21 protein-coding genes are annotated in these 20,809 nt (G+C 40.2%); 15 read left to right on the top strand and 6 right to left on the bottom strand.

Annotated elements, in window-relative coordinates:
• The first annotated feature begins 10 nt into the window (after window positions 1-10).
• The 4 genes from PSR9079_RS09115 (at window position 11) to PSR9079_RS09100 (ending at window position 2,782) form a co-directional block, all read left to right on the top strand.
• Window positions 11-592: a sigma-70 family RNA polymerase sigma factor gene (locus PSR9079_RS09115; RefSeq protein ID WP_149981233.1), complete on the top strand. Its 582-nt coding sequence runs from the start codon at window positions 11-13 to the stop codon at window positions 590-592.
• Complete coding sequence (locus PSR9079_RS09110; RefSeq protein ID WP_149981232.1) at window positions 582-1,211, top strand: hypothetical protein; 630 nt, start codon at window positions 582-584, stop codon at window positions 1,209-1,211. Before PSR9079_RS09115 ends, PSR9079_RS09110 begins: the two co-directional genes overlap by 11 nt.
• Before the next feature lie 87 nt (window positions 1,212-1,298).
• Window positions 1,299-1,562: a helix-turn-helix domain-containing protein gene (locus PSR9079_RS09105; protein WP_145241219.1), complete on the top strand. Its 264-nt coding sequence runs from the start codon at window positions 1,299-1,301 to the stop codon at window positions 1,560-1,562.
• Window positions 1,562-2,782, top strand: a complete 1,221-nt coding sequence (locus PSR9079_RS09100) for a type II toxin-antitoxin system HipA family toxin (protein WP_145241217.1) — start codon at window positions 1,562-1,564, stop codon at window positions 2,780-2,782. Before PSR9079_RS09105 ends, PSR9079_RS09100 begins: the two co-directional genes overlap by 1 nt.
• Before the next feature lie 25 nt (window positions 2,783-2,807).
• Here the strand turns inward: PSR9079_RS09100 and PSR9079_RS09095 are convergent, their stop codons facing one another.
• The 3 genes from PSR9079_RS09095 to PSR9079_RS09085 all read right to left on the bottom strand — a co-directional run bounded on the left by PSR9079_RS09095 (window position 2,808) and on the right by PSR9079_RS09085 (window position 7,435).
• On the bottom strand, window positions 2,808-4,862 hold the full coding sequence (locus tag PSR9079_RS09095) for a TonB-dependent receptor (RefSeq protein ID WP_149981231.1): 2,055 nt from the start codon (window positions 4,860-4,862) through the stop codon (window positions 2,808-2,810).
• Window positions 4,863-4,927: 65 nt separating this feature from the next.
• Complete coding sequence (gene rhlP, locus PSR9079_RS09090; RefSeq protein WP_149981230.1) at window positions 4,928-5,785, bottom strand: rhombotarget lipoprotein; 858 nt, start codon at window positions 5,783-5,785, stop codon at window positions 4,928-4,930.
• Window positions 5,786-5,854: 69 nt separating this feature from the next.
• Window positions 5,855-7,435, bottom strand: coding sequence for an ATP-binding cassette domain-containing protein (locus PSR9079_RS09085; RefSeq protein WP_149981229.1), 1,581 nt, complete (start codon window positions 7,433-7,435; stop codon window positions 5,855-5,857).
• 404 nt (window positions 7,436-7,839) lie between these two features.
• Between PSR9079_RS09085 and PSR9079_RS09080 the strand changes: the two genes are divergently transcribed.
• From PSR9079_RS09080 to PSR9079_RS09070, 3 genes are all read left to right on the top strand, one after another.
• Complete coding sequence (locus PSR9079_RS09080; RefSeq protein ID WP_149981228.1) at window positions 7,840-8,244, top strand: hypothetical protein; 405 nt, start codon at window positions 7,840-7,842, stop codon at window positions 8,242-8,244.
• Window positions 8,245-8,346: 102 nt separating this feature from the next.
• The gene (locus tag PSR9079_RS09075) at window positions 8,347-8,679 is read left to right on the top strand and encodes a hypothetical protein (RefSeq protein ID WP_145241208.1); all 333 of its coding nucleotides are present in this window, start codon (window positions 8,347-8,349) and stop codon (window positions 8,677-8,679) included.
• A 14-nt stretch (window positions 8,680-8,693) separates the two neighbouring features.
• The gene (locus tag PSR9079_RS09070) at window positions 8,694-9,782 is read left to right on the top strand and encodes an endonuclease/exonuclease/phosphatase family protein (protein WP_149981227.1); all 1,089 of its coding nucleotides are present in this window, start codon (window positions 8,694-8,696) and stop codon (window positions 9,780-9,782) included.
• Between the two features lie 88 nt (window positions 9,783-9,870).
• Here PSR9079_RS09070 and PSR9079_RS09065 read toward each other — a convergent pair whose 3' ends face one another.
• Complete coding sequence (locus PSR9079_RS09065; RefSeq protein WP_149981226.1) at window positions 9,871-11,247, bottom strand: NAD-dependent succinate-semialdehyde dehydrogenase; 1,377 nt, start codon at window positions 11,245-11,247, stop codon at window positions 9,871-9,873.
• A 189-nt stretch (window positions 11,248-11,436) separates the two neighbouring features.
• Between PSR9079_RS09065 and PSR9079_RS09060 the strand changes: the two genes are divergently transcribed.
• Genes PSR9079_RS09060 through PSR9079_RS09050 form a run of 3 tightly spaced genes read left to right on the top strand, consistent with a single transcriptional unit; the run spans window position 11,437 to window position 13,591 of the window.
• A complete protein-coding gene (locus tag PSR9079_RS09060) occupies window positions 11,437-12,474 on the top strand; it encodes an NAD(P)H-dependent flavin oxidoreductase (RefSeq protein ID WP_149981225.1) in 1,038 nt (345 codons plus the stop codon).
• Window positions 12,467-13,033: a Crp/Fnr family transcriptional regulator gene (locus PSR9079_RS09055; RefSeq protein ID WP_149981224.1), complete on the top strand. Its 567-nt coding sequence runs from the start codon at window positions 12,467-12,469 to the stop codon at window positions 13,031-13,033. The genes PSR9079_RS09060 and PSR9079_RS09055 overlap by 8 nt, the downstream gene beginning before the upstream one ends.
• A 51-nt stretch (window positions 13,034-13,084) precedes the next feature.
• Window positions 13,085-13,591, top strand: coding sequence for a YgjV family protein (locus tag PSR9079_RS09050; protein ID WP_149981223.1), 507 nt, complete (start codon window positions 13,085-13,087; stop codon window positions 13,589-13,591).
• Between the two features lie 21 nt (window positions 13,592-13,612).
• Here PSR9079_RS09050 and PSR9079_RS09045 read toward each other — a convergent pair whose 3' ends face one another.
• On the bottom strand, window positions 13,613-14,125 hold the full coding sequence (locus tag PSR9079_RS09045; RefSeq protein ID WP_149981222.1) for an NUDIX hydrolase: 513 nt from the start codon (window positions 14,123-14,125) through the stop codon (window positions 13,613-13,615).
• Between the two features lie 153 nt (window positions 14,126-14,278).
• On the opposite strand from PSR9079_RS09045, the gene PSR9079_RS09040 reads away from it, so the two are divergent.
• Genes PSR9079_RS09040 through PSR9079_RS09020 form a run of 5 tightly spaced genes read left to right on the top strand, consistent with a single transcriptional unit; the run spans window position 14,279 to window position 19,809 of the window.
• On the top strand, window positions 14,279-15,619 hold the full coding sequence (locus PSR9079_RS09040) for a sigma-54-dependent transcriptional regulator (RefSeq protein ID WP_149981221.1): 1,341 nt from the start codon (window positions 14,279-14,281) through the stop codon (window positions 15,617-15,619).
• A gap of 31 nt (window positions 15,620-15,650) precedes the next feature.
• Window positions 15,651-15,860 (top strand): histidine kinase, encoded by a 210-nt coding sequence (locus PSR9079_RS09035; protein WP_145241196.1) that lies wholly within the window; start codon window positions 15,651-15,653, stop codon window positions 15,858-15,860.
• Window positions 15,861-15,881: 21 nt separating this feature from the next.
• Window positions 15,882-17,366: a sensor histidine kinase gene (locus PSR9079_RS09030; protein ID WP_149981220.1), complete on the top strand. Its 1,485-nt coding sequence runs from the start codon at window positions 15,882-15,884 to the stop codon at window positions 17,364-17,366.
• Window positions 17,367-17,828: a response regulator gene (locus tag PSR9079_RS09025; protein WP_145241192.1), complete on the top strand. Its 462-nt coding sequence runs from the start codon at window positions 17,367-17,369 to the stop codon at window positions 17,826-17,828.
• A gap of 19 nt (window positions 17,829-17,847) precedes the next feature.
• Window positions 17,848-19,809 carry a hybrid sensor histidine kinase/response regulator gene (locus PSR9079_RS09020; RefSeq protein ID WP_149981219.1) on the top strand — a complete coding sequence of 654 codons (1,962 nt, stop codon included), beginning with the start codon at window positions 17,848-17,850 and terminating at the stop codon, window positions 19,807-19,809.
• Here PSR9079_RS09020 and PSR9079_RS09015 read toward each other — a convergent pair.
• Entirely contained in the window at window positions 19,796-20,800 is a 1,005-nt protein-coding gene (locus PSR9079_RS09015; RefSeq protein WP_149981218.1) for a LacI family DNA-binding transcriptional regulator, read from the bottom strand. The genes PSR9079_RS09020 and PSR9079_RS09015 overlap by 14 nt on opposite strands.
• Window positions 20,801-20,809 lie beyond the last annotated feature (9 nt).

Below are 20,809 nucleotides of genomic sequence, written 5' to 3'. Positions count from 1 at the left end.
TTAGGACGTTATGACAGAACTAGCTGATGAGCAATTAATGTTGAGTTATGGACAAGGTGATGTACAGGCTTTTACCCAGCTGTACCTGCGCCATAAAAATAGCTTATATCGTTATTTTTTACGCCAGTGCGCAAGCCCGCAAGTGGCTGAAGAGCTCTATCAAGAAGTCTGGAATAAGCTGATAAAAGCGCGCTCACAGTATCAAGTGAGCGCTAAATTTACCACTTGGTTGTATCGTATTGCGCACAATGAATTGATTGATCATTACCGCCGTACTGGTACGCAAAACAAATGGTTAGACGGTGATAATCAAGACATTGAAATTGCCGAATTTGCTGATCATAACAGTCGACCAGATACTGAAAAGCTCGAGCAGGCTCAGCAAGCAGCGCAGTTAAAAGTGTGCCTAGCGCAATTACCACGTGAGCAAAAAGAGGCGTTTTTACTTAAACACGAAGCTGATTTTACCCTCAAAGAAATTGCCGAACTAGTGGTAGAAACAACTGAAAATATCAAAAGCCGCATCCGTTACGCTATAGCCAAGCTAAAGCAATGTATCAAGTATAAAATGGAGACTAACAATGAGCGATAAGTTAACCGATCATGATATTGCTTCACTTTATAAACGAGGTGCAACGGAGCAACCAAGCTTACAACTTGATGAGCAAATATTACAACATGCAGCTGATGAGGTTGCAGATAATAACGTAACCAATATTAATAAGCGCAAACGCTTTTACCAAACGTGGTATGGACAATTATCGACTGCGGCATCACTGGTGTTAGTCGCGGTTTTATATATGCAAAATACTACTCAGTATCTTAAGCCGTCAGAGGCAATGAATGATCTACAAATTTTAGCCGATGAACAGACTGCTTTAGCACCTGCAGCCTCGTCTGAAATGATGCAAAGCGAAGTGCTAGAACAAAAGCAGCTAGAGCAATTAAAGCAAACTCAAAGGCTTCAACGCAGTACACAATCTTACATGGCAGGACGGCAATTTGAGTCGCAAAGCATGACCGCTAAAAGCGAAGTATTATTAGAGCTTGAAATTATCACCGCAGAGGTAGCAAATAAATTTAAACGTATAGATACACTTATTGCTGATGGTGAAACAACCGCCGCTAAAGCTCAGCTTGCTGAGTTATTAGTAGCGCACCCAGAACTCAAGGTGCACTTAACTGAGCAGTATAAACAGCTATTACAGTAAAAGGTAATCTAGTTATGTTCGCTATATGGCTATATTTTTTGTTTTATACTACCATGTTCGCTATATGGCGAGTTTTTGGTGGCTGCGATGAATAGAATAGAAATAGGAAAAGCGCTTGCTCAGGCGCGAAAAGAAAAACAACTAACACAACGAGAAGTGCAAAAATTGACGAACATTAATAAAAGCACACTATCTGAAATTGAAAACGGTAAATTTACAGGATCATTGGATATCCTTGAGCGTTATACTCATTATTTAGATTATGAGCTAGCTGTAGTACCAAGAACTTTGTCTAAATCACGGTTACCTCGTTGGGATGAATTAAACGATCTTTTTAGTGAGGATAGCTAGTGACGGCTTTTAACCTACCTGAAAAAGTACAAAAGTTGACAGTGTGTATAGATGACAAAGAGCTGGGTGTGCTAACTCATGATGCAATACACGATTATAAGCAAACGCAAAATGAGTTTAATCTATCATTAACTATGACTGAAAAAGGCATGGATGATAGTTATCGATCTGGTGCATTGCATCCTATTTTTGCGCAAAATTTGCCTGAAGGGCATAACCGTAGATACATTGCACAAAGGCTTGCTCGTTACGCCAAAGTTAACGACATGTACTTATTAGCTTTGCAAGGAAGTGATGGTATTGGCATGTTATCTTACCAAGGTGACTTTAAATTACCGCAAGTTGATAGCGTGTCACTTAACGATATTCTTACGTATTCGCATGCACAGCCTTTATTTCCGCAGTTATTAGAAAAATACTATCTCAGGAATACCTTGTCAGGAATGCAACCCAAAGTAAGTATTCCAAGTGTTGAGCGAACAGTTCATCAAAAAGATCTGATCGTAAAATCATTTGATGAAGAGTTTGAGCTGCTTACTGTTAATGAATATGTGTGCATGCAAGCAGCTAAATATTGCGGTCTAGCACCGCCAAATACGTATTTATCTGATAACCTTGAAACATTTGTGATTGAACGCTTTGATCGTGGTGAAAGTGGCACTCAGTTGCTAGGTTATGAAGACTTTACAACTTTGATGAAGCGCTCTTCAGATCCCGATGAAAAATATCGGGGAAGTTACGAAACCCTACTGAAAGCAACCTATTTGTACACGAATAATATGCTCGAAGTTGAAAAAATGTATAAGTACATCGTTTTCAGTTGTTTAATTGGTAACGGTGACGCCCATCTTAAAAATTTTGCGCTGCAGTACACGCCAGATATGAGCAATATTTTTGTTTCTCCACCTTTTGATATTACTCATACATTAATTTATCCAACCATCAATAATAAAATGGCACTTAATATTTGTAAGAGCAAAGAGTTTCCAGACTGTGATCACTTAATTAAGCTGGCTAATCAAGGTCATATCGTAATTAGGAATGCGCAAGAGATTGTTGAATCGTTAGCTCAAGGGGTTATAGAGTATGTTTCAAGGTCACAAGAAGTCTTGCTCTTAAGTGGTTTAAAAGAGTCGATTTTAGCTGGAGTTGATAAAGTGATGACTGCAACTTACAACTCAAAATCATATCGCCATGATAAAAAGAAAAAGTTTGAGTAATAGCAGAAATCACTTAATTCAATATTTACCAAGCGTAACTTGCTGAGAACATTATATTACGTGGTCGCCCAGGAAAATAACGGTCGCCAGTAAAGCTGGTGTAATCGGCACGCTCTGCATAGGCGGTATCAAATAGATTGTTAATGCGCGCGGTTAGTTTCAATTGTTCAGTCAGTTGCCATGCTGCGCGTAAATTTAGTAAGTCATGGCCTGCGTAACTGTGTTGGTTTTCAGGATCGGTAAAATAGTCACTGACATGATGCCACTCAATAGCAATTAAGGTGTTATTGGTGACTTGCCAGTTAGCTTGTAGGTTGGCGATATTACGCGGTGCTGTGTCTATGTCGTTACCGTTAATGTTTACTTCAGATAAAACTTGGTCATAGTCGTATGTGTGTATTGCATGGCTTGCTGCTAGGGCAAGTTGAATCGACTGAGTAAGTTGATAATCCAGCTCCAGTTCAATACCACGGTGCTGAGTTTGGCCATCATTAATGGTGAAAAAATTGCTGTCGCGAAAAATCACGTTTTGTTTATTCATCGTATACGCAGAGACTACATAGTGCAGTTGTTGATATTGCCCTTTGAGGCCCACTTCTAGATTGTCTGCTGTTTCAGATTCGAGATCAGCCACTTGTTGTTCGCGCTGTAGCTGATAAAGTTCAGCCGCTTGCGGCGCACGGTAACCGCGAGATAGATTTGCATATAAATAATTATCAGCACTTAATTGATAACTCAAGCCAAGTTTAGGCGATGTATTGGTAAAGGTATTCTTACTACTTGGCGGGCGCGAGTAACGACAACCGCCAAATCCACATTCGCTGCCATTCTTGTCAGTGCGACCAGTCAGCATATTATTGGTGTAGTCGTAATCAAGCTGCTCAAAGCGTGCGCCTAAACTGATAGCGAGTTGCTGCCATTGCCAATCAAGGCTAATAAAAGGGGCGAGTAGGGTGCTGGTTACATCGTAATCGTAATGCTTACCTTGTGGCACAGTTGCTACTAAAAATGCTGAACCTTGAGTTGGCTCGTCTTGATATTGCAAAAAATCTGCACGGGTGTATTCGCTGTCTAGCCCTAAATTAACAGTTAATTCGTTTGAATACGCATGCTGCCAAAGTGATTGCACGCCAACGCCATTTTGGCTGTTTTCTTCAAGCGGTGTGCCCGGTAAAAAATGCTTAAAGAAGGTCATACTTTGATTGCGCACATACGGGGTAATGGTTAGCGTATCTTTTGCTGTTTGCCATTGTGTTTTTGACCAAAGCCGAAATGAGCGGGCTTTTCTAAATGCATCAGGATCAAAGTTTTGCTGGGCTATTTCATCGTTTTTATAGCTTTCAAAGCCTTCAATAAATCCGGCAGTTTTTTGATCTAAGTGGGTATAGCTCAATCCTGTTGTGACGGATAGATCATCACTTGTATAGCGATGGCGCAGATTGAGCTTTTCTTGGTCTACGCTTTCGTCATCACGGTATCCGGTATCGCGAGTGATACTGGCATTAATACCAAATCCTTGATTGCCTAAATCTTTTCCGCTGCGCAGTTTGAACCGGTTGTAACCGTAAGAGCCTAAATCAACGCCGAGCAAATGTTCATCATAAGTGGTATCAGGGGTGATCACATTAATTACGCCATGCACAGCATTTGAGCCGTAAAGGGCAGAGCCTGGGCCTTTTAAAACTTCAATACGTTGCGCCATTTCGGTGTGCGCTTCAAACAATTCGTTAATATTGCAAAAGCCTGCCGCACGCAGGGGGATGCCATCTTCGGCTGTTAAAATACCGCCACAGGCGCCAGCGCCAGAAAGCACCGGAGAGCGCAGTGCGGGCAAATATTCTTGACCGTTACCATGTTGTACATTGGCACCTGCAACTTGCTTTAATACTTGCTCGATATGGGTCGGTGCGATTAAATCTAACTGCGCTTTAGTGATACTGCTTATTACTAAAGGTAGAGGATCGGCGCGTACCTCAGCACGAGATGCTGTAGTGGTAATGCGTTCAATGTCGTTTTGCGCGGCGAAAGAATTAAAGGCTGTAGGTGTGATCAGCGCCAGACATAATAATCGAGAAAGCATGAAAGCCCTTTATCTAAAATATTTCAAAAGGGCAGGATATAACCTTTTTTAGGAATTCTAAAGCTTTAGCGATAAACGCTTGTTAGTTTAATGTAGAGCTGTTTAGTTATTTGCTCGTGCTGTTTTAAAATTAACATAGCAGTTAGTAAAATTAATAAGAAATATAAACTGCCACCACTGCTGCCGTCTTTATGATTAACATTGGCTATTTTGTCTTCTTTGACACGGGTTTTAAATGAACCAAGTTCAGCATCTAAGTTTGTGATCATGTCATCAACAGCTAAGTTAAAACTGCCTTGCGACTGCTCGTTTAAGGTTTCATCAATACCGACGGCTGTACTGCGTTGCTCTACTTTGTTAATACCCGGAGCTCGAAACAGCATTTTTCTACTTTTCACATCGAAAACAGCTGTATCAACAAAAGTTTGTACGGTGTTTTCGTTGCCAGGAATAACGTATAACCCTACAATTGTTAAATATAAGAATGCAGCATTATTTTCGAGAGTTTGTGATACTTGGTCATATGATACCAGCGCAATAATATCAACGTCATATAATCTAGATACTTGCTCAAGAGTGGTAAATCCTTGACCTCCTTTTAAATAACTACTAGGAATAACTTCAATACGGTCAATGTAGTCATATTGCATAAACTGTTTTTTTACTTTCTCAAGCAAGGCAATTTCGTCGTTACTGCGAATGCCAGAGTCATATTGGTTAGGAATAAATGCGATACCTACAGTTGCGGGTAAGTTAAGCGTTGGTATGCTTGGTTGATGAGCCTGACGGCTTTGTTCATCAGGGTATAGAAAATCCACGAGACTACTTGAGCGAGTTTTTTGATTCGTATTTTGGCTGAGCATACTACTGCAGCCAGCTAACGAAGTAATTACAATCACCAAAACCAATTGTAGAGTTTTCATATTATTCCTTTTTATAATTAAGTGATCCGATGAGTTTGAACCTGAAACGATGAAAAAGTTCTCGCTGTGCTATTTTAAGATAATGTTAGTTAGTACATTAGATTGCTTTATAAACTCCTCATCGTGGCTCACCAATATAAAGCTGCCAGTAAAATCAGCCAGATTTTGCGCAAGATGTTGCTTGTTAGCCAAGTCCAAGTGGTTATCGGGTTCATCGAGTAACAATAAAGAGTGCTGCGCATTTTGCGCCGCTATAAGCATGGCTAATTGCATTTTCTCGCCGCCGCTTAATTGGCTAATTGGCCGATAAATATTCTCTCCCTTAAAGCCAATATTCGCAAGCAAATGGCGTACTGTTTGTTGTTTTAGCTGACAGTGTTTTTCTAATGCATTGCATAAAGTGTCTGTTGCTCCTAAAAAAGAGCTGTGTTGATCTATATAAAGCACTTTACTATTTAATTGAAGCGCTGTTGATACTGGTGAATTTGCCGAGTCATTAATCATCCGGAGTAATGTTGACTTACCGCTGCCATTGGCTCCTTTTAGGTGTAACTTATCACCACTAAAAATTTGCAGGGTGATTGCTTTATTAGCGCTTGAAAATGGCAAAGTAAGTTTTTCAATAAATAGTAGGCGTTTATTGCTAGTCGGTTGCGTAAACTTTACTGTTTTAGCTTTACTATTTGGTAACTGCTGTTGAAGTGTTTGGCGTTTTTCGGTTAGGGCTTCGTGTTTGGCTGAGGCTAGCCGCTCAGAAGCCCCTTTACTTGCTTGGGCACTGTTTTTCTTAAAGTCTAACATCACTTTTGGTTGGCTGGTGGTGTTACGTTTTTTATTACCTTGTGCTGCTCTTTGTTGGGCTTTTTCACGATTAAGCTGGGTTTGCTGAAGGTGTTTTTGTCGCTCCTTGTCAAGGTTATTAATTTGCTTTGTAAGCGCAGTTTGTTGTCGTGTTTTTTGCTCATTGAAATGCTCATAATTCCCCGTTTCATAATGAACACCTTGACTGCTAAGCTCAATAATAGCATCGCATTGATTAAGTAATTGGCGGTCATGACTTACTACAATTACTTGCCCTTTAAACGCATGTAATTGGTCAATTAGCCATTGCTTTGCTGATTGGTCTAAATGGTTACTTGGCTCATCTAAAATCAGTAAATCAGGCTTAGTTTGCAACGCGCAAAATAGCATTAAACGCCGCTGTTGACCGCCGCTTAAATGCTTAATTGGCTGGTTTAATGAGGTATCAATAGCAAGGGCTAAAAGTTGTTGTTTGTAATATTGCTCGCATAACCAATCATCATCGATTAGGTTAAAGTCAGCCTCATGGCAGCTTCCTTGTTCAATACGATTAAGGGCGGCTAACTTTTTATCAACTCCTAATAGTTGTGCAATCGTGGATGACGATGTTTGAAGGTGCAGCTCACTTAATTGTTGCTGTGAAATAAGCACGCGAGTACCACTAAATTCAACATGTCCCGAACTAGGTTGTTGTTGGTTTGCCAATATACTCAACAATATTGATTTACCGCTGCCATTAGCACCAATGATCGCGGTGAGCTTTTCATTTATTGAAAAACTAAGTTGTTTAAATTGAGTTTGGCCATCTGGGTGTTGATAGCTTAAATTGTGGATGTGTAATGTATGCATAATGCCTCTGGAGTGTTCAGGGCATGGCGCGCAAAGCAATTAAAATTAACTAGGTATCGTTAAGTCGATAGCAAGATATATGACGAATTTTGCGCCCACTAACCCTGTAAATTCAAAAAATAAAACGAATTTCAACAGGTGTTAGTTATTCATTAATGCGCAAACTCCAGTAAGGTCAGTGAGTTAATAATATACGAATATGTTGTGAGCTGTCAGCCAGTTTTTATTATTTATTGTTTTACAGCATTTTATTTATTTTCTTTAATATAGCTAACTAATTGTTTGTTAAAACACAAAACTGTAAGTACTCACTACCTTTACAAAGTTTACAATTCATTTCATCTTTCATTCAGGCTGACTTGTTAGGCTTTAGTTATTCACACAGATTATGCTAGGAAGTAGCTATGAATAAATTAATCCCCCTGTCTTTGGCTGTACTTGGTTTGAGCCTATTACCGTTTGCAGCAAATGCTAAGCACGAGCGCGAACATTATCATGAGCATCATCATGAGCATAAAAAGCACAGTAAAAAGTACCATAAAAAATATTATAAAAAACACCATAAGTCAGCAGATTATAAAAAGTTGCCGCCGGGTTTATACAAGAAAGTAGGCTACGGGCATGGTTTACCGCCGGGTTGGTATAAAAAATATCATCGTGGCGATCGCCTTGATAGAGATATTTACCGCCGTGGTCGAGTTGTTGAGCGTCATGACCGAAAGGGGATAATTTTACTGGAAGTTGATGATCAGCTAATTCATTTAGTGCATGACACTCGAGAGATTCTCTCTATTGTTACTCGTCACTAAATTTTTACCAAGTCACAACTTGATGTAGGGTTATTTAATTTACTTCATAACGAGTTCATGAATTATTGCTATTCTTTAAATGAACTAAATAGGGAGTAAAATATGAAAGCACTTCTATCTACTGCTTTGCTTGGCTTAGTACTTTGCAGCGGCGCAGCTTTTGCAAAAAATGATAACCATGACAAAGACAAAAATAAAGGTAAAGGGAGTTTACCGCCAGGATTACAAAAAAAAGTTGATAATGGTGGTCAATTGCCTCCTGGTTGGCAAAAAAAGTACCACAAAGGTGACAGATTAGATTACGATATCTATCGCCATGGTCGAGTAGTAAAACCGATAGACCGTGATGGTCGTATTACGATTGAAATAGACGATACCATCATTCATATGGTGCATGATACTCGCGAAATTTTGTCAATTTTAAGTCGTTATTAATAAAGGATTATTGAATGCTAATTGTGCTGGTAAGTATATTAAGTGTGTTATTAGTTGTGACACTTTTACCTATGTCTTTCAGCCAGCATTATTTAATTCGTAGTTGCGACTTTGTTCGTTTACAGGTTTTTTATCTTGCATTGGCTGGGTTGCTTTTAGGTGTTTATTTTGCATTAAGTGGACTATCGCCTTTGGTTGTATCGTCGCTAATCATGGCAACTGTAATTTTGCTTATTCAAGGTAAATGGATATATCCTTATACTTGGCTTGCTAAAAAAGAAGTGGCGCAAAGTCCCGCAGGCAGTGGGCATAGTATTCGTATTATGTCGGCTAATGTGTTGATGTCGAACACTCGCTACCAAGACTTAATAGATTTAGTCCATGAACACCAGCCAGATTTACTTATTACGCTTGAGTCAGATACTAAATGGCAACAGCAACTTGCAGCCATTGAAGAAGATTATCCATACAAAATATTTTGCCCGCAAGATAATCGCTACGGCATGCATTTATACAGTAAATATAAGATAAAAAAACAACAAGTATGTGAGCTTGTAGAAAACGATATTCCCTCAATTCACGTTCTATTTGAAACTGCAGAAGGTCTTGAAGTACAAGGTCATTTTATTCATCCTGCTCCTCCAAGTCCTACTGAAGAAGATACCTCTAGGCCACGAGATACCGAACTTATTTTGCTTGCTAAGGCTTTAAAGAACAACAAACGTCCAACAATTGTTGCCGGCGATTTAAATGACGTTGCTTGGTCAAGAAGTACCCGTTTATTTATGGAAATCAGTGACTTTTTAGATCCACGCAAAGGCCGAGGTTTTTTTAATACCTTTCATGCTGGGTATTTCTTTATGCGCTGGCCGCTTGACCACTTATTCCATAGCCATGGCTTTACTGTTAAACGTATAAAACGGCTAGAAAAATATGGCTCGGACCATTTTGCTCTTTTAACTGAGTTAGTGCACAAACCTGGTAATAGTAACCAGCAACTAGATGACGACATGGACATTCAAAAGGCGGTTAATGAATTGCAAATGGAGAATACTTCTAGCCGAGAAGTGCCTACCTTTAATGATGAAGTAAGTAAAATATAGCGAATAACAGTTATTGTACACTTAACTTATTTAGTCATAAAAAAAAGGGCCAATTAAGGCCCTTTAGAGTATTTTTTATTAGGAGTAGTTAGCTATTAATCATAATCGCTTTAATATTAACAAACTCTCTCATACCAAAACCGCCGTGCTCACGACCATAACCACTGTCTTTAACACCACCAAATGGTAAGTTTGGCTGAGCCAGCCCATAACCATTTATGTTAACCATACCGGTATCAAAATGCTTTTTAGCAAGCTCAATGGCTTTCTTTTCATCTTTACAAAGTATGCCGCCACCTAGACCATAGCGAGAGTCGTTGGCAATGCGCATCGCATCTTCGTTATCTTTGGCTTTGATAAGTGAAGCGACTGGGCCAAATAATTCATCGTCATAGGCCGGCATTCCGGGAGAAAGATTCTCAAGTAATGTGGCTGGATAGAAATAACCCGTTTGCTTAGGTATTTCACCACCAGTCACAATAGACGCACCAGCCTCAACTGATTGCATTACTTGTTTATGAATTTTGTCTCTTAAATCCTCGCGTGCCATTGGGCCAAGATCGGTGTTTTCATCCATAGGATCGCCAACTATTAAGGCGTTAAATTGCTCTGTTATGCCTTTTTTAAACTCATCGTATAAGGCTTCTACAACCACAAAACGTTTTGCTGATACGCAGGTTTGCCCGTTATTAATCATCCGCCCTTGCAGGCAGGTTTTAATTGCCAGCTCTAAATCTGCATCATCAAGTACTAAGTAAGCGTCGTTACTACCAAGCTCTAGGACTGTCTTCTTCACGTGTTTACCTGCTTGCTCAGCCACTTTTTTACCAGTGCCATCACTGCCAGTAAAGGTAACACCACGGATTGCTTTATGGCTAATAAGCTCGCTGGCTGTTTTACCGTCAATCAGTAAATTTTTAAATACATGACTAGGGAAACCTGCATCGGAGAACATTTCTTCAATTTTTTCAGCCATACCAAACACGTTACTAGCATGTTTAAGTACTGCCGTATTACCAGCCATAATGTTAGTCACGGCATAACGAATTACTTGGTAGAGAGGAAAGTTCCAAGGTTGTATGCCTAGTAACACACCTGTCGGTTGATATGTAATTATAGCGCGACCGTTTTCCATAGGGCGTTCTTCATCCGCTAATATCGTTTGGCCATGTTCGGCGCTGTAACGACATATAGCTGCACAAAGCTCTACTTCTTGTAGGCCTTGATTGTATAATTTGCCCATTTCTTGAGTCATCAATGTTGCTAGTGACTCTTTTTGTTGCTCGAATACATGTGCAAGTTTGTTTAAATACTTAGCACGATCGGTAAATGAAATATGGCGCCACTCTAAGAAAGCCTCATGACTTTTATCTATCTCATTTTTTGCTTGCTCTAGGTTAAGCAATGTATAGTCTGCAATAGTTTGTTCAGTGGCAGGATTAATTGTCGATACTGTGTTAGTCATTTTCATCTCCTTACAAATAATATTGAGTAAAGGAATGCAAAGCTAACACCAACTCGGTGCAAATCATTTGATTTTTTTAAGTTGTTGATATAAAGTAACTTTTAGTTTTTTCATTATTATTTTTACTCAGCTATTATTTTTGTATCGGTAAAAAGTTCTGGTGGCTGAAAAAGTTACAAGGAGAAAGTGATGGCGTTATCTTTATTTAATACTCAACGACCCCTCATTCAGGCGCCAATGGCGGGTGTGCAAGATTTTCGTTTAGCTGCTGCGGTGAGTAACGCAGGTGGTTTAGGATCATTACCCTGTGCAATGCTCTCAAAACAACAGTTAGTGAGCGAGCTTGATAAACTGACTCAAGCGACCAGTAATCCCTATAACCTTAACTTTTTTTGTCATACGGTCGGTGATTACACCAGCCAACAAAAGCAGCAATGGCATAATTTGCTAGCGCCTTATTTTGATGAGTATGGTATTGATGCTGAAAGCTTAACTGCAGGGGCTTCTCGTCAACCAATTGATGCAGATACAGTCGCGCTGATAGCGCCTTTTAAACCCCCAGTAGTCAGTTTTCATTTTGGTTTACCTGATCAAACGATTATGGCGCAAATCAAAAGCTGGGGCACTAAAGTGATTTCAACTGCTACCACTTTAGATGAAGCTATTTGGCTGAGTGAAAATGGCGCTGATGCTATTATTGCGCAGGGTTTAGAAGCAGGTGGCCATCGAGGACATTTTTTATCAATGGATTTGGCTTTGCAGAAATCTACCGCAGTATTAGTCGAGCAATGCGTGGCTGAACTAAATGTACCCATCATTGCGGCAGGTGGTATTGCAACCACTGAAGATGTACAGCAGATGTATGCGCTAGGCGCCGAGTTGGTGCAAGTAGGAAGTGCCTACTTATTGGCTCAAGAGGCAACTACTTCAGCGCTGCACCGCGACGCTATTTTACAGCAGTCAGCGAATAGCACGGCGCTGACAACGGTGTTTTCTGGGCGCGCTGCCCGAGGGATTGAAAACCGCATTATGCGTGAACTTGGCGCCATGCCGCAGCAAGCTCCTGCATTCCCATTTGCCAGTATTGCGCTAAGTGCATTGCGATCTAAATCAGAAGCACAAGGCAAAAGTGATTTTTCGCCGTTATGGTGCGGGCAAAAATACATTGCAAGAGAGGGGATTAGTGCTGCTGAAATCACTGAACTGTTAGCACCAGCCAATGCATAATTTAGCGATGTTGCCGTTAGGAGATAGTTATCATGCATTGGCTAATGATTTGCTTGTTAAATGTGAGCAGCAATTTGCAGTGAAAACATTTTCTCGCGGTGAGGTGATCTTACAACAAGGCGATAAGCAGCAGTATGGTTACTTAATTTTAGAAGGCGTACTCGCTGCATTGCACACTACTGAAAGTGGCGGGCAAAAATGCAAAGAATATTATTTTAAGGACGAGTTTGCTCTTTTATTTGCTAACTGGCTTACCAATACTCCTGGGCTTTATCAGTTGCAAGTGGTTAAATCAGCGCGATTAATTGCCATTCCGTTAGCTGTATTTGAGCAGCCCGATTGGCAACAACTAAAACAACATTTATTGACCCAACAATTAGTGTTTAAAGAAGCTAAAGAGGCTTTTTTATTATTAAATACACCAGAGCAGCGCTATCGCTATTTATTAGCGCAAAAACCACACTGGATTGCGCAATTGACGCTAACCGAAGTGGCGATGTATATCGGCATTTCTGCTATTTCTTTATCACGAATTCGTCAGCGCCTTAACTTAAGTTAAGGCGCTGCAAGGCTAGGTTAAATTAGACTGCTGTTTTTTTCAGGAGTCACTATGTTTTTAGTTTCACAATGCTTAGTCGCTATCGCTACTTTATTAGATTTAGCGTCATTTCAATTTAAATCTCGAAAATTAATATTGCTGTGCTTATTCAGCTCTGTGCTTTTAACCGCTACACACTTTTTTTTGCTGGATAAAATAAGTGCTAGTTTATTAATGTTGATAGCGGCAGTTCGTTATTTTTATTGTATTTTTAATCGTAGTCAGTGGGCAATGTTGGGTTTTATGTTGTTAAGCACTGTGGCTGTTATATTAACTTGGCAGGGTTGGTTAAGTGGTTTAGCATTGCTAGCAACATTAATACAGACGTTTGCTTCTTTCCAACCGCGAGATATGTTGTTGCGACTATTTATGGTGTTCGGCACTGCATTGTGGATAAGCCATAATCTACTGGTGGGTTCACCGATGGCAGTATTGATGGAGTGCTTGTTTTTGCTCAGTAATTTAGTCGGGTTATGGCGTTTTTATTTCTGGTCGAAAGAAGCTAACAGAGCAGATTAGCTTCTTTACAGGGCTGTGATCCTAAAGTTGCTTAGCTATCTGTTTTAATAAGTAGGTTTCGCGAATGATTGATAGCCCTTGCTTATCGCTGTTTGCTAGCGTTCGCTCATTATGAGCAATGGCATCATAAATATTAACCCATTTAGCAACCATGCCATTTTGTTGCTCATAATGTTCTAGTTGGGCTTGCCCTAATTGCTCATCGATACTACAAAAATAGCAGTAAGACTTTATATGGATCACTGCATAATCATCTTTATACCAAGGGCGGTATTCTTCATAAAGGCCAAACTCACCGAGTACTTTGATGTTTTGTGCGCCAGTTTCTTCTTGTAGCTCGCGGATTAATCCTTGCTCTGTGCTTTCACCTTCATCAATGCCGCCGCCAGGCAAGCTGAAATCTTCATAGCGGGCAGTGTACATTAATAAAATATCAGTGCCTTTTAAGGCAATAGCACGGCTCGTTAGGCGAGTAAATTGACGTGGCTCGCTGGCACTCACACTGGGATGAACGGTGCTTTTAAGTAAGCGCATCAGAATGTTCCTTAAAATTTAATTTAAAAATTATATCTCAAAAAAGATCTAAATCTATTTAGATAGCGTAAATTTCCAGTTAAGCATCGATTTTGTAGAATAAGGCAGTTAAGATGTGGGGCTGGGCAATGATAATAAGCATAGGGATTTATCATGTTAAACATACTGTTAGTTGATGATGATAGCGAGTTTAGTGATGTCGTTTGTCATATCGTAGAGTTTTTAGGACATAACATTAATACTGCTGCTAATTTAGCAGAGGCTGAGCAGTGGTTTGTAAATAATACCTTTGACCATGTATTGTTAGACTTTATGCTGCCTGATGGAAGTGGTTTACACTTGGTTGAGCACCTTAAAAGTATTGGTCAAAAACCAAAAATAACCCTTATTTCAGGTCATCCTTCAGTCAAAGGTAAGTTGGCTGAAATGTGTGAGCCTAACGTTGGTCATCTAGTTAAGCCCTTGCAGCGCGAAGATATTGAGCGCCTTCTCAACCCTAAAAAAACCACGGCTAAGAAAAAAGCCGAGCCAAGTATTAAAAAGCATTTTGGCACCTTAATAGGTGAATCGCCGCAAATGCAGCATTTGTATACCATGATTGAGCGCGTTGCTAACACCAACGCCAACGTAATGTTAATGGGTGAAAGTGGTGCTGGTAAAGAAGTTGTCGCACAAGCGATTCACAATGCTAGCGCATGTACAGGACCTTTGGTGGCTACTAACTGCGGTGCGTTATCGAAAGAACTTATTGGTAGCGAATTATTTGGCCATGAGAAAGGGGCTTTTACTGGTGCTATTGCCCGTAAAGACGGTGTATTTGAGCAAGCAACCGGCGGAACATTATTTCTAGACGAAGTGACTGAAATGCCAATAGATATGCAGCCTAATCTATTGCGCGTGTTAGAAACTAAAAAAGTAACCCGAGTAGGTGGCAGTAAAGAAAGTGCGGTAGATTGCCGAGTGATTTCTGCGACTAACCGTTCATTAGAAGATTTAGCGCAAAATAATGTTATTCGTGAAGATATCTACTTTCGGTTAGCGGTATTTCCTATTGATATTCCACCACTGCGTGAAAGAAAAGAAGATATTGCCTTATTAGCCAATGCTTTTTTAAATCAATTAAATGAAGAAAACAATACCGACTTTCAATGGCAAACTGCACAATTAAAGTTACTTGAAAGCTATGATTGGCCAGGCAATGTTCGAGAACTGCGCCACGGCATTCATCGTGCTTTTATTATGAGTGATCCAAAAGGTAAAGCGATTACTTTGCCAGATAACTTAGAGTCACCATTTTCACGAGTGAATAAGCAAGCTCAAGCAAATCAAGTGACTGCAGGGCAAACTATTGAAGAAGTTGAAAAAGAGCTGATCCACGCTACGTTGGATAAAGTACAAGGCAATAAAACGCTTGCAGCACAAATGCTAGGTATAAGTACTAAAACTTTATACAACCGTCTAAATGCCTATGGTGGCATTGGCGAATATAGCTAAATTAAACTCAAGTAATCAACCAAGGGGTAGCATGGCTAATAACGATAAAATCAATAAGTTGATTCATGATGCACGCGGACCACTGAATCGTATATCGATGAATGCAGAATTGATCAAATTAGTGCTAGAAAATGATATGCCAAAAGAAAAAGCATTGGCAGCACTTGATAAAATAATAAGTAATTGTCAGCAATGCAGTGACAGCTTGGAACAAATATCGAATCTCGGCGTCGTTGAATAAGATAATATAAAAGGATTATAAATGAAGCTGCAAAAGCAACAAGGTAAGGTCAAGGTAACCTGGGCCAGTTTTATCGCGGTGCTGCTGTGTATTGTGGTGGGGAATGCGATTTTGGCAATGAATACCATTCAAAGCCTGACTCAAACCCAACAGCGTTTAGATGATACTAATATGTTAAACACCGCAATTGAGAAGCTTCATCTTTCAATTGTGCAGGCAGAATCAGGACAACGTGGTTACTTATTAACGGGCGATAAAGATTATTTAGCACCCTACAACGACGCTATTATGCAGCTCAACTCACAAGCTACACTGGTTAAAAATTTACGTACTGAAATTGCAGGCCAAGCAGATAAAGTAGCGCGTTTACTATTTTTGGTTGATGATAAAGTTGCGGTATTAACCAGAACCGTTGATTTAGCATTAGCAGATAAAGAACGCCGTGCTCATTATTTACTAGAGACGCATCAAGGCCGTAAGCTTTACGAGCAAATTAGAGAGCTCGCTGATGAAATTCAAGATGCGGAGTCTGCTTTTAAAGCTGTGCAGTTTCGAAAGTTAGGGCAAATTAAAAAAGAAGCCAAACTCACTTTTGCAATTACTGCCGTAACCAGTGCTTTATTGATCCTTGGTATGTTTATGCTCACGCGTATTAACTTACATACAGCGGCAAAATATCAGCAGGAACTTGAATATCAAAACGAAACACTGGCTAGTAAAGTGACCGAGCGTACACAAGAGCTGACCTTGTACTCTGATGAACTAAGTCGCAGTAACCGTGAGCTTGAAGAGTTTGCCTTTGTAGCGAGTCATGATTTGCAAGAGCCACTGCGCAAAATTCAAGCATTTAGTGATCGCTTAGAAACCATGTTTAAAGACGAATTGGGTGAAAAAGGCATTGATTATATCGCGCGTATGAAAAATGCAGCGCAAAGAATGTCTAATTTAATTAATGACTTGTTAGAGTTTTCGCGAGTGACAACACGTGGTAAAGACTTTGCCGATACGGATTTAAAGCAAGTACTTGATGATGTGCTAAGCGATTTAGAAATTGCGATTAAAGAGTCAAATGCGCAGGTCAACGTGGGCGAAATGCCAGTAATACAAGCAGATCTGAGCCAAATGCAGCAGCTATTTTTGAATTTGATTTCAAATGCGGTGAAATTTAGACGTCCAGATGTGGCACCAATTATCACTATTGAGTATCAGCATCAGACTGAATTTAATGATGATTATAATACAGAGCTGGAATGGCAAATCATTACAGTGAAAGATAACGGTATTGGTTTTGCGCCAGAATATACCGACAAAATTTTTGTTCCGTTTCAACGTCTGCATGGGCGTTCGCAATATAAAGGCACGGGGATTGGTTTATCCGTGTGCCGACGTATTGTAGAGCGTCACGGCGGTACGATAGCGGCACAAAGTGAAACCGGTGAGGGAGCAACCTTCATCATAAAACTACCTGTGGAAAGCGAGCTTTTCACATTGCAAGGAGAGGCTTAAATGCCATTTTCTAAAGTAAAGCCAATCACCATTTTAATGGCTGATGATGATGAAGATGATCGTTTATTAACGCAAGACGCACTCGCTGAAAGCCGTGTATTAAACGAGTTATACTTTGTTGAAGATGGTGTGGAGCTTTTGGAGTACCTAGAGCGTAAAGGTAAGTTTGAAGACAAAAACTCATCGCCACGACCTGGGTTGATTTTATTGGATTTGAATATGCCACGCATGGATGGACGCGAAGCGTTGCAAGCGATTAAAGGCAATTCAAACTTAAAAGGTATTCCTGTAGTTATTTTAACCACGTCTAAGCAAGAGGAAGACATGGTTAAGGGTTACGATTTAGGCGCGGCTTCATACATTACTAAACCAGTTACGTTTGATGGCTTAGTTGAACTAATGAAAACGTTAGGTAAGTACTGGGTGGAGTTTGTAGAGTTACCTAGTACGTTTAATGACTAAATAAAAAACTGGAGACGCTATGTTAGATAAGGCAACCAGACTGTTACTTGTTGAAGACGATGAAGATGATTATATTTTAACCTGTGATTATCTAGAGCAGCTGAGTTCGCATACATTTGATATAGAGTGGATCAGTGATCCCAAGCAGGCAGTTAAGGTACTTAGTAAAAATCAGCACGATATTTGCCTGCTTGATTACCGCTTAGGGGCTTCAGACGGCTTAGCAGTTTTAAAGCAAGCTGTAGAAAATGGTTTTAATGGCCCTATCATTATGCTCACAGGGCAATCAAACGACGCCCTTGATTTAGCCGCTTTGGATGCCGGAGCTGTTGATTACCTCGTAAAAAGTGAAATGAGTTCAAGTCGCTTTGCCCGCTCTATTCGCTACGCATTAGCCCGACGCGATGTTGAAGATGAACGCCTTGAACGACTCAAAGCAGAAGCCGAAAATCGTTCTAAAGACCGCTTTTTAGCACATTTAAGCCATGAGCTACGCACTCCGTTATCGTCAATCTTGGGCTATACCGAGTTGCTTATGCAAAGTGAATTTAACAATCATGCCAATAATGAGTTAGGGGTTATTTATCGTAATGGTAAGCATCTACTTAGCTTGTTAAATGATGTTCTCGATTTATCAAAAATAGCTGCCGATAAACTGGAGCTCAGCTGCAGTGATGTCAACCTTGATAGTTTAATGGCTGATGTGTTTACCTTAATGCGAGTATCTGCGCTGGATAAAGGGCTGTCGCTGCGTTTTGAGTCATTACAACCTTTGCCCCTTGTAATTAGTATTGATGCGACACGGTTTCGGCAAATTTTAATTAATATCATCAATAATGCGATTAAGTTCACCGAGCAAGGCGATATCATTGTTCACGCATGGACAAAAGTTATTGATGGCCGTGAAATGCTGTTTTTTAGTATTAAAGATTCTGGAATGGGTATTGCCCCTGAGAAACAAGCACTTATATTCAAACCATTTGAACAAATAGCCGATGTAGAATCGCGCTCAGTTGGCGGCGCGGGGTTAGGTTTAGCTATTTGCTCTGAATTGTTGAGTCGTATGCAGGGCGGGATCACATTAGAGTCTGCTATCGGTCATGGATCTGAATTTACTATTTCAGTGTATCCGGGCAATATTCAATATGTAGAGCGCAGTGTATTGAAGCTCGATTTGACACCTAATATGCAGCAAAAAATGGCCCCCTGTAAAGTCAGTGGCCGAGTATTGGTGGTTGATGATTTACGAGATTTACGGGTGTTAGTTGGGCATATGATCTCTTCTGCTGGTGCAAAGGTTGATTATGCTGAACACGGTAAGCAAGCACTTGATAAAGTAACTAAAGCACAACAGCAAGGTGATCCGTACGACATTATATTTTTAGATATTCATATGCCGGTGATGGGGGGCAAAGAAACTACGATTGAACTTAGAAAAATGGGTTTTAAGGGTGCGGTAATCGCGCTTACTGCTGCCACGATGAAAGGTATACATAGCGAGTTATTGGCGCTGGGCTTTAACGATGTGATAGGCAAACCTGTTGATTCAAGCTTACTTTATCAGTGCTTAACTAATTACTCTATGGCGGCTAATAAGCCCGTTGATAAATTAGCGCAACCAGCGCGAGTAAAAAGTTGTGCGCGTTTTTTATTGGTTGAAGATGATGCAGATGCGGCGCAAATCACCCAGTTATTACTGGAAAGTTTAGGGGTTGAAACCGTTGTTGCAACTAGTTATGAGCATACTTTAGCAATTCTAAAAAATGACTCTCAATTTGATAAAGTGTTATTAGATATGCATTTGCCTGATGGCAGTGGCTTGGATTTAGCTCGTTATACAAAGCAGTATTATCCAGATCTAAAGCGAGTAATCGTCAGTGGTATACAGCCAGATCCGAAGCAAATTGAACTCCTTGAGATAGAGCAAGTATTACTTAAACCGATTAATTTAGCATTACTAACCCAACTTATTGAGGGTTAGTAATAATTGATTGACGCACCACTAATTCAGGTTCAAAAAGAGTTTGTAAAGCTGGGGTGGTTTTTTTATACACCTCACTTAAAATCCAGTTAGCAGCCATTTGGCCCATTTCGTTGATTGGGTAGTTGACGGTACTAAGTGGTGGATACACATGACGGGTAAAAAATACGTTATCGTAGCCCATAATAGAAAGTTGCTCAGGCAAGATTAATGATGACTCACGGGCACTGGCCATAGCGCCGGTTGCCATTTCATCATTGGCACAAATTAGCGCTGTAAATTTTGAATTACCGTTATATAAATGCTGAAAGCCTGCAGTGCCGCTGTCTTCCATAAAATCACCTTGATATAGTAATTGCTCATTAAAACTAATGTTGTGCTCTGCTAGAGCTTGTTTGTGCCCTGCAAGGCGATCTTGAGCATCTTGTTTCCACAGTGGGCCGCTGATATAAGCGATATTCGTATGGCCTTGCTCTAATACGTGTTTAGCCGCTAAATAACCGCCTTTTACGTTATTTAAAATAATGCAGCGCGATGCTAGTTCGCGAATGTATCGGTTGATGAGTACAAAAGGAGTTTTCCCTTTGCTCAACTCTATTAAGTAGTCATCACTAATTGCTTCAACATGTAAAATTAAGCCATCACAATTACGACTAATTAAAAACTCGATTGCTTGTTGTTCACGTTCTTCGTCACTGTGACCTGCTGCAATGATCACATGCTTGCTTTGTTTACGAAAAGCGGTCTCAATGCCGCTCATCATTGGGCCATAGAAAGGGCCTTGTAGTTCGGAAACTAATAAACCAACACTATTTGAACAGTTAGATGCGAGAGATTGTGCTATGGAATTAGGCCGGTAACCAAGCTGTGTCATCGCAACGGTTACCTTTTTTCGCGTTGCATCACTGACATTAGTATTATTATTCATTACCCTTGAAACGGTCGCTAATGAGACCCCAGCAAGTTTTGACACCTCATAAATGGTCGCCATGATATTCCT

The organism is Pseudoalteromonas rhizosphaerae (assembly GCF_902498845.1).
GTDB lineage: Bacteria > Pseudomonadota > Gammaproteobacteria > Enterobacterales > Alteromonadaceae > Pseudoalteromonas > Pseudoalteromonas rhizosphaerae.
This window is presented reverse-complemented; position numbering and strand designations above follow the sequence as displayed.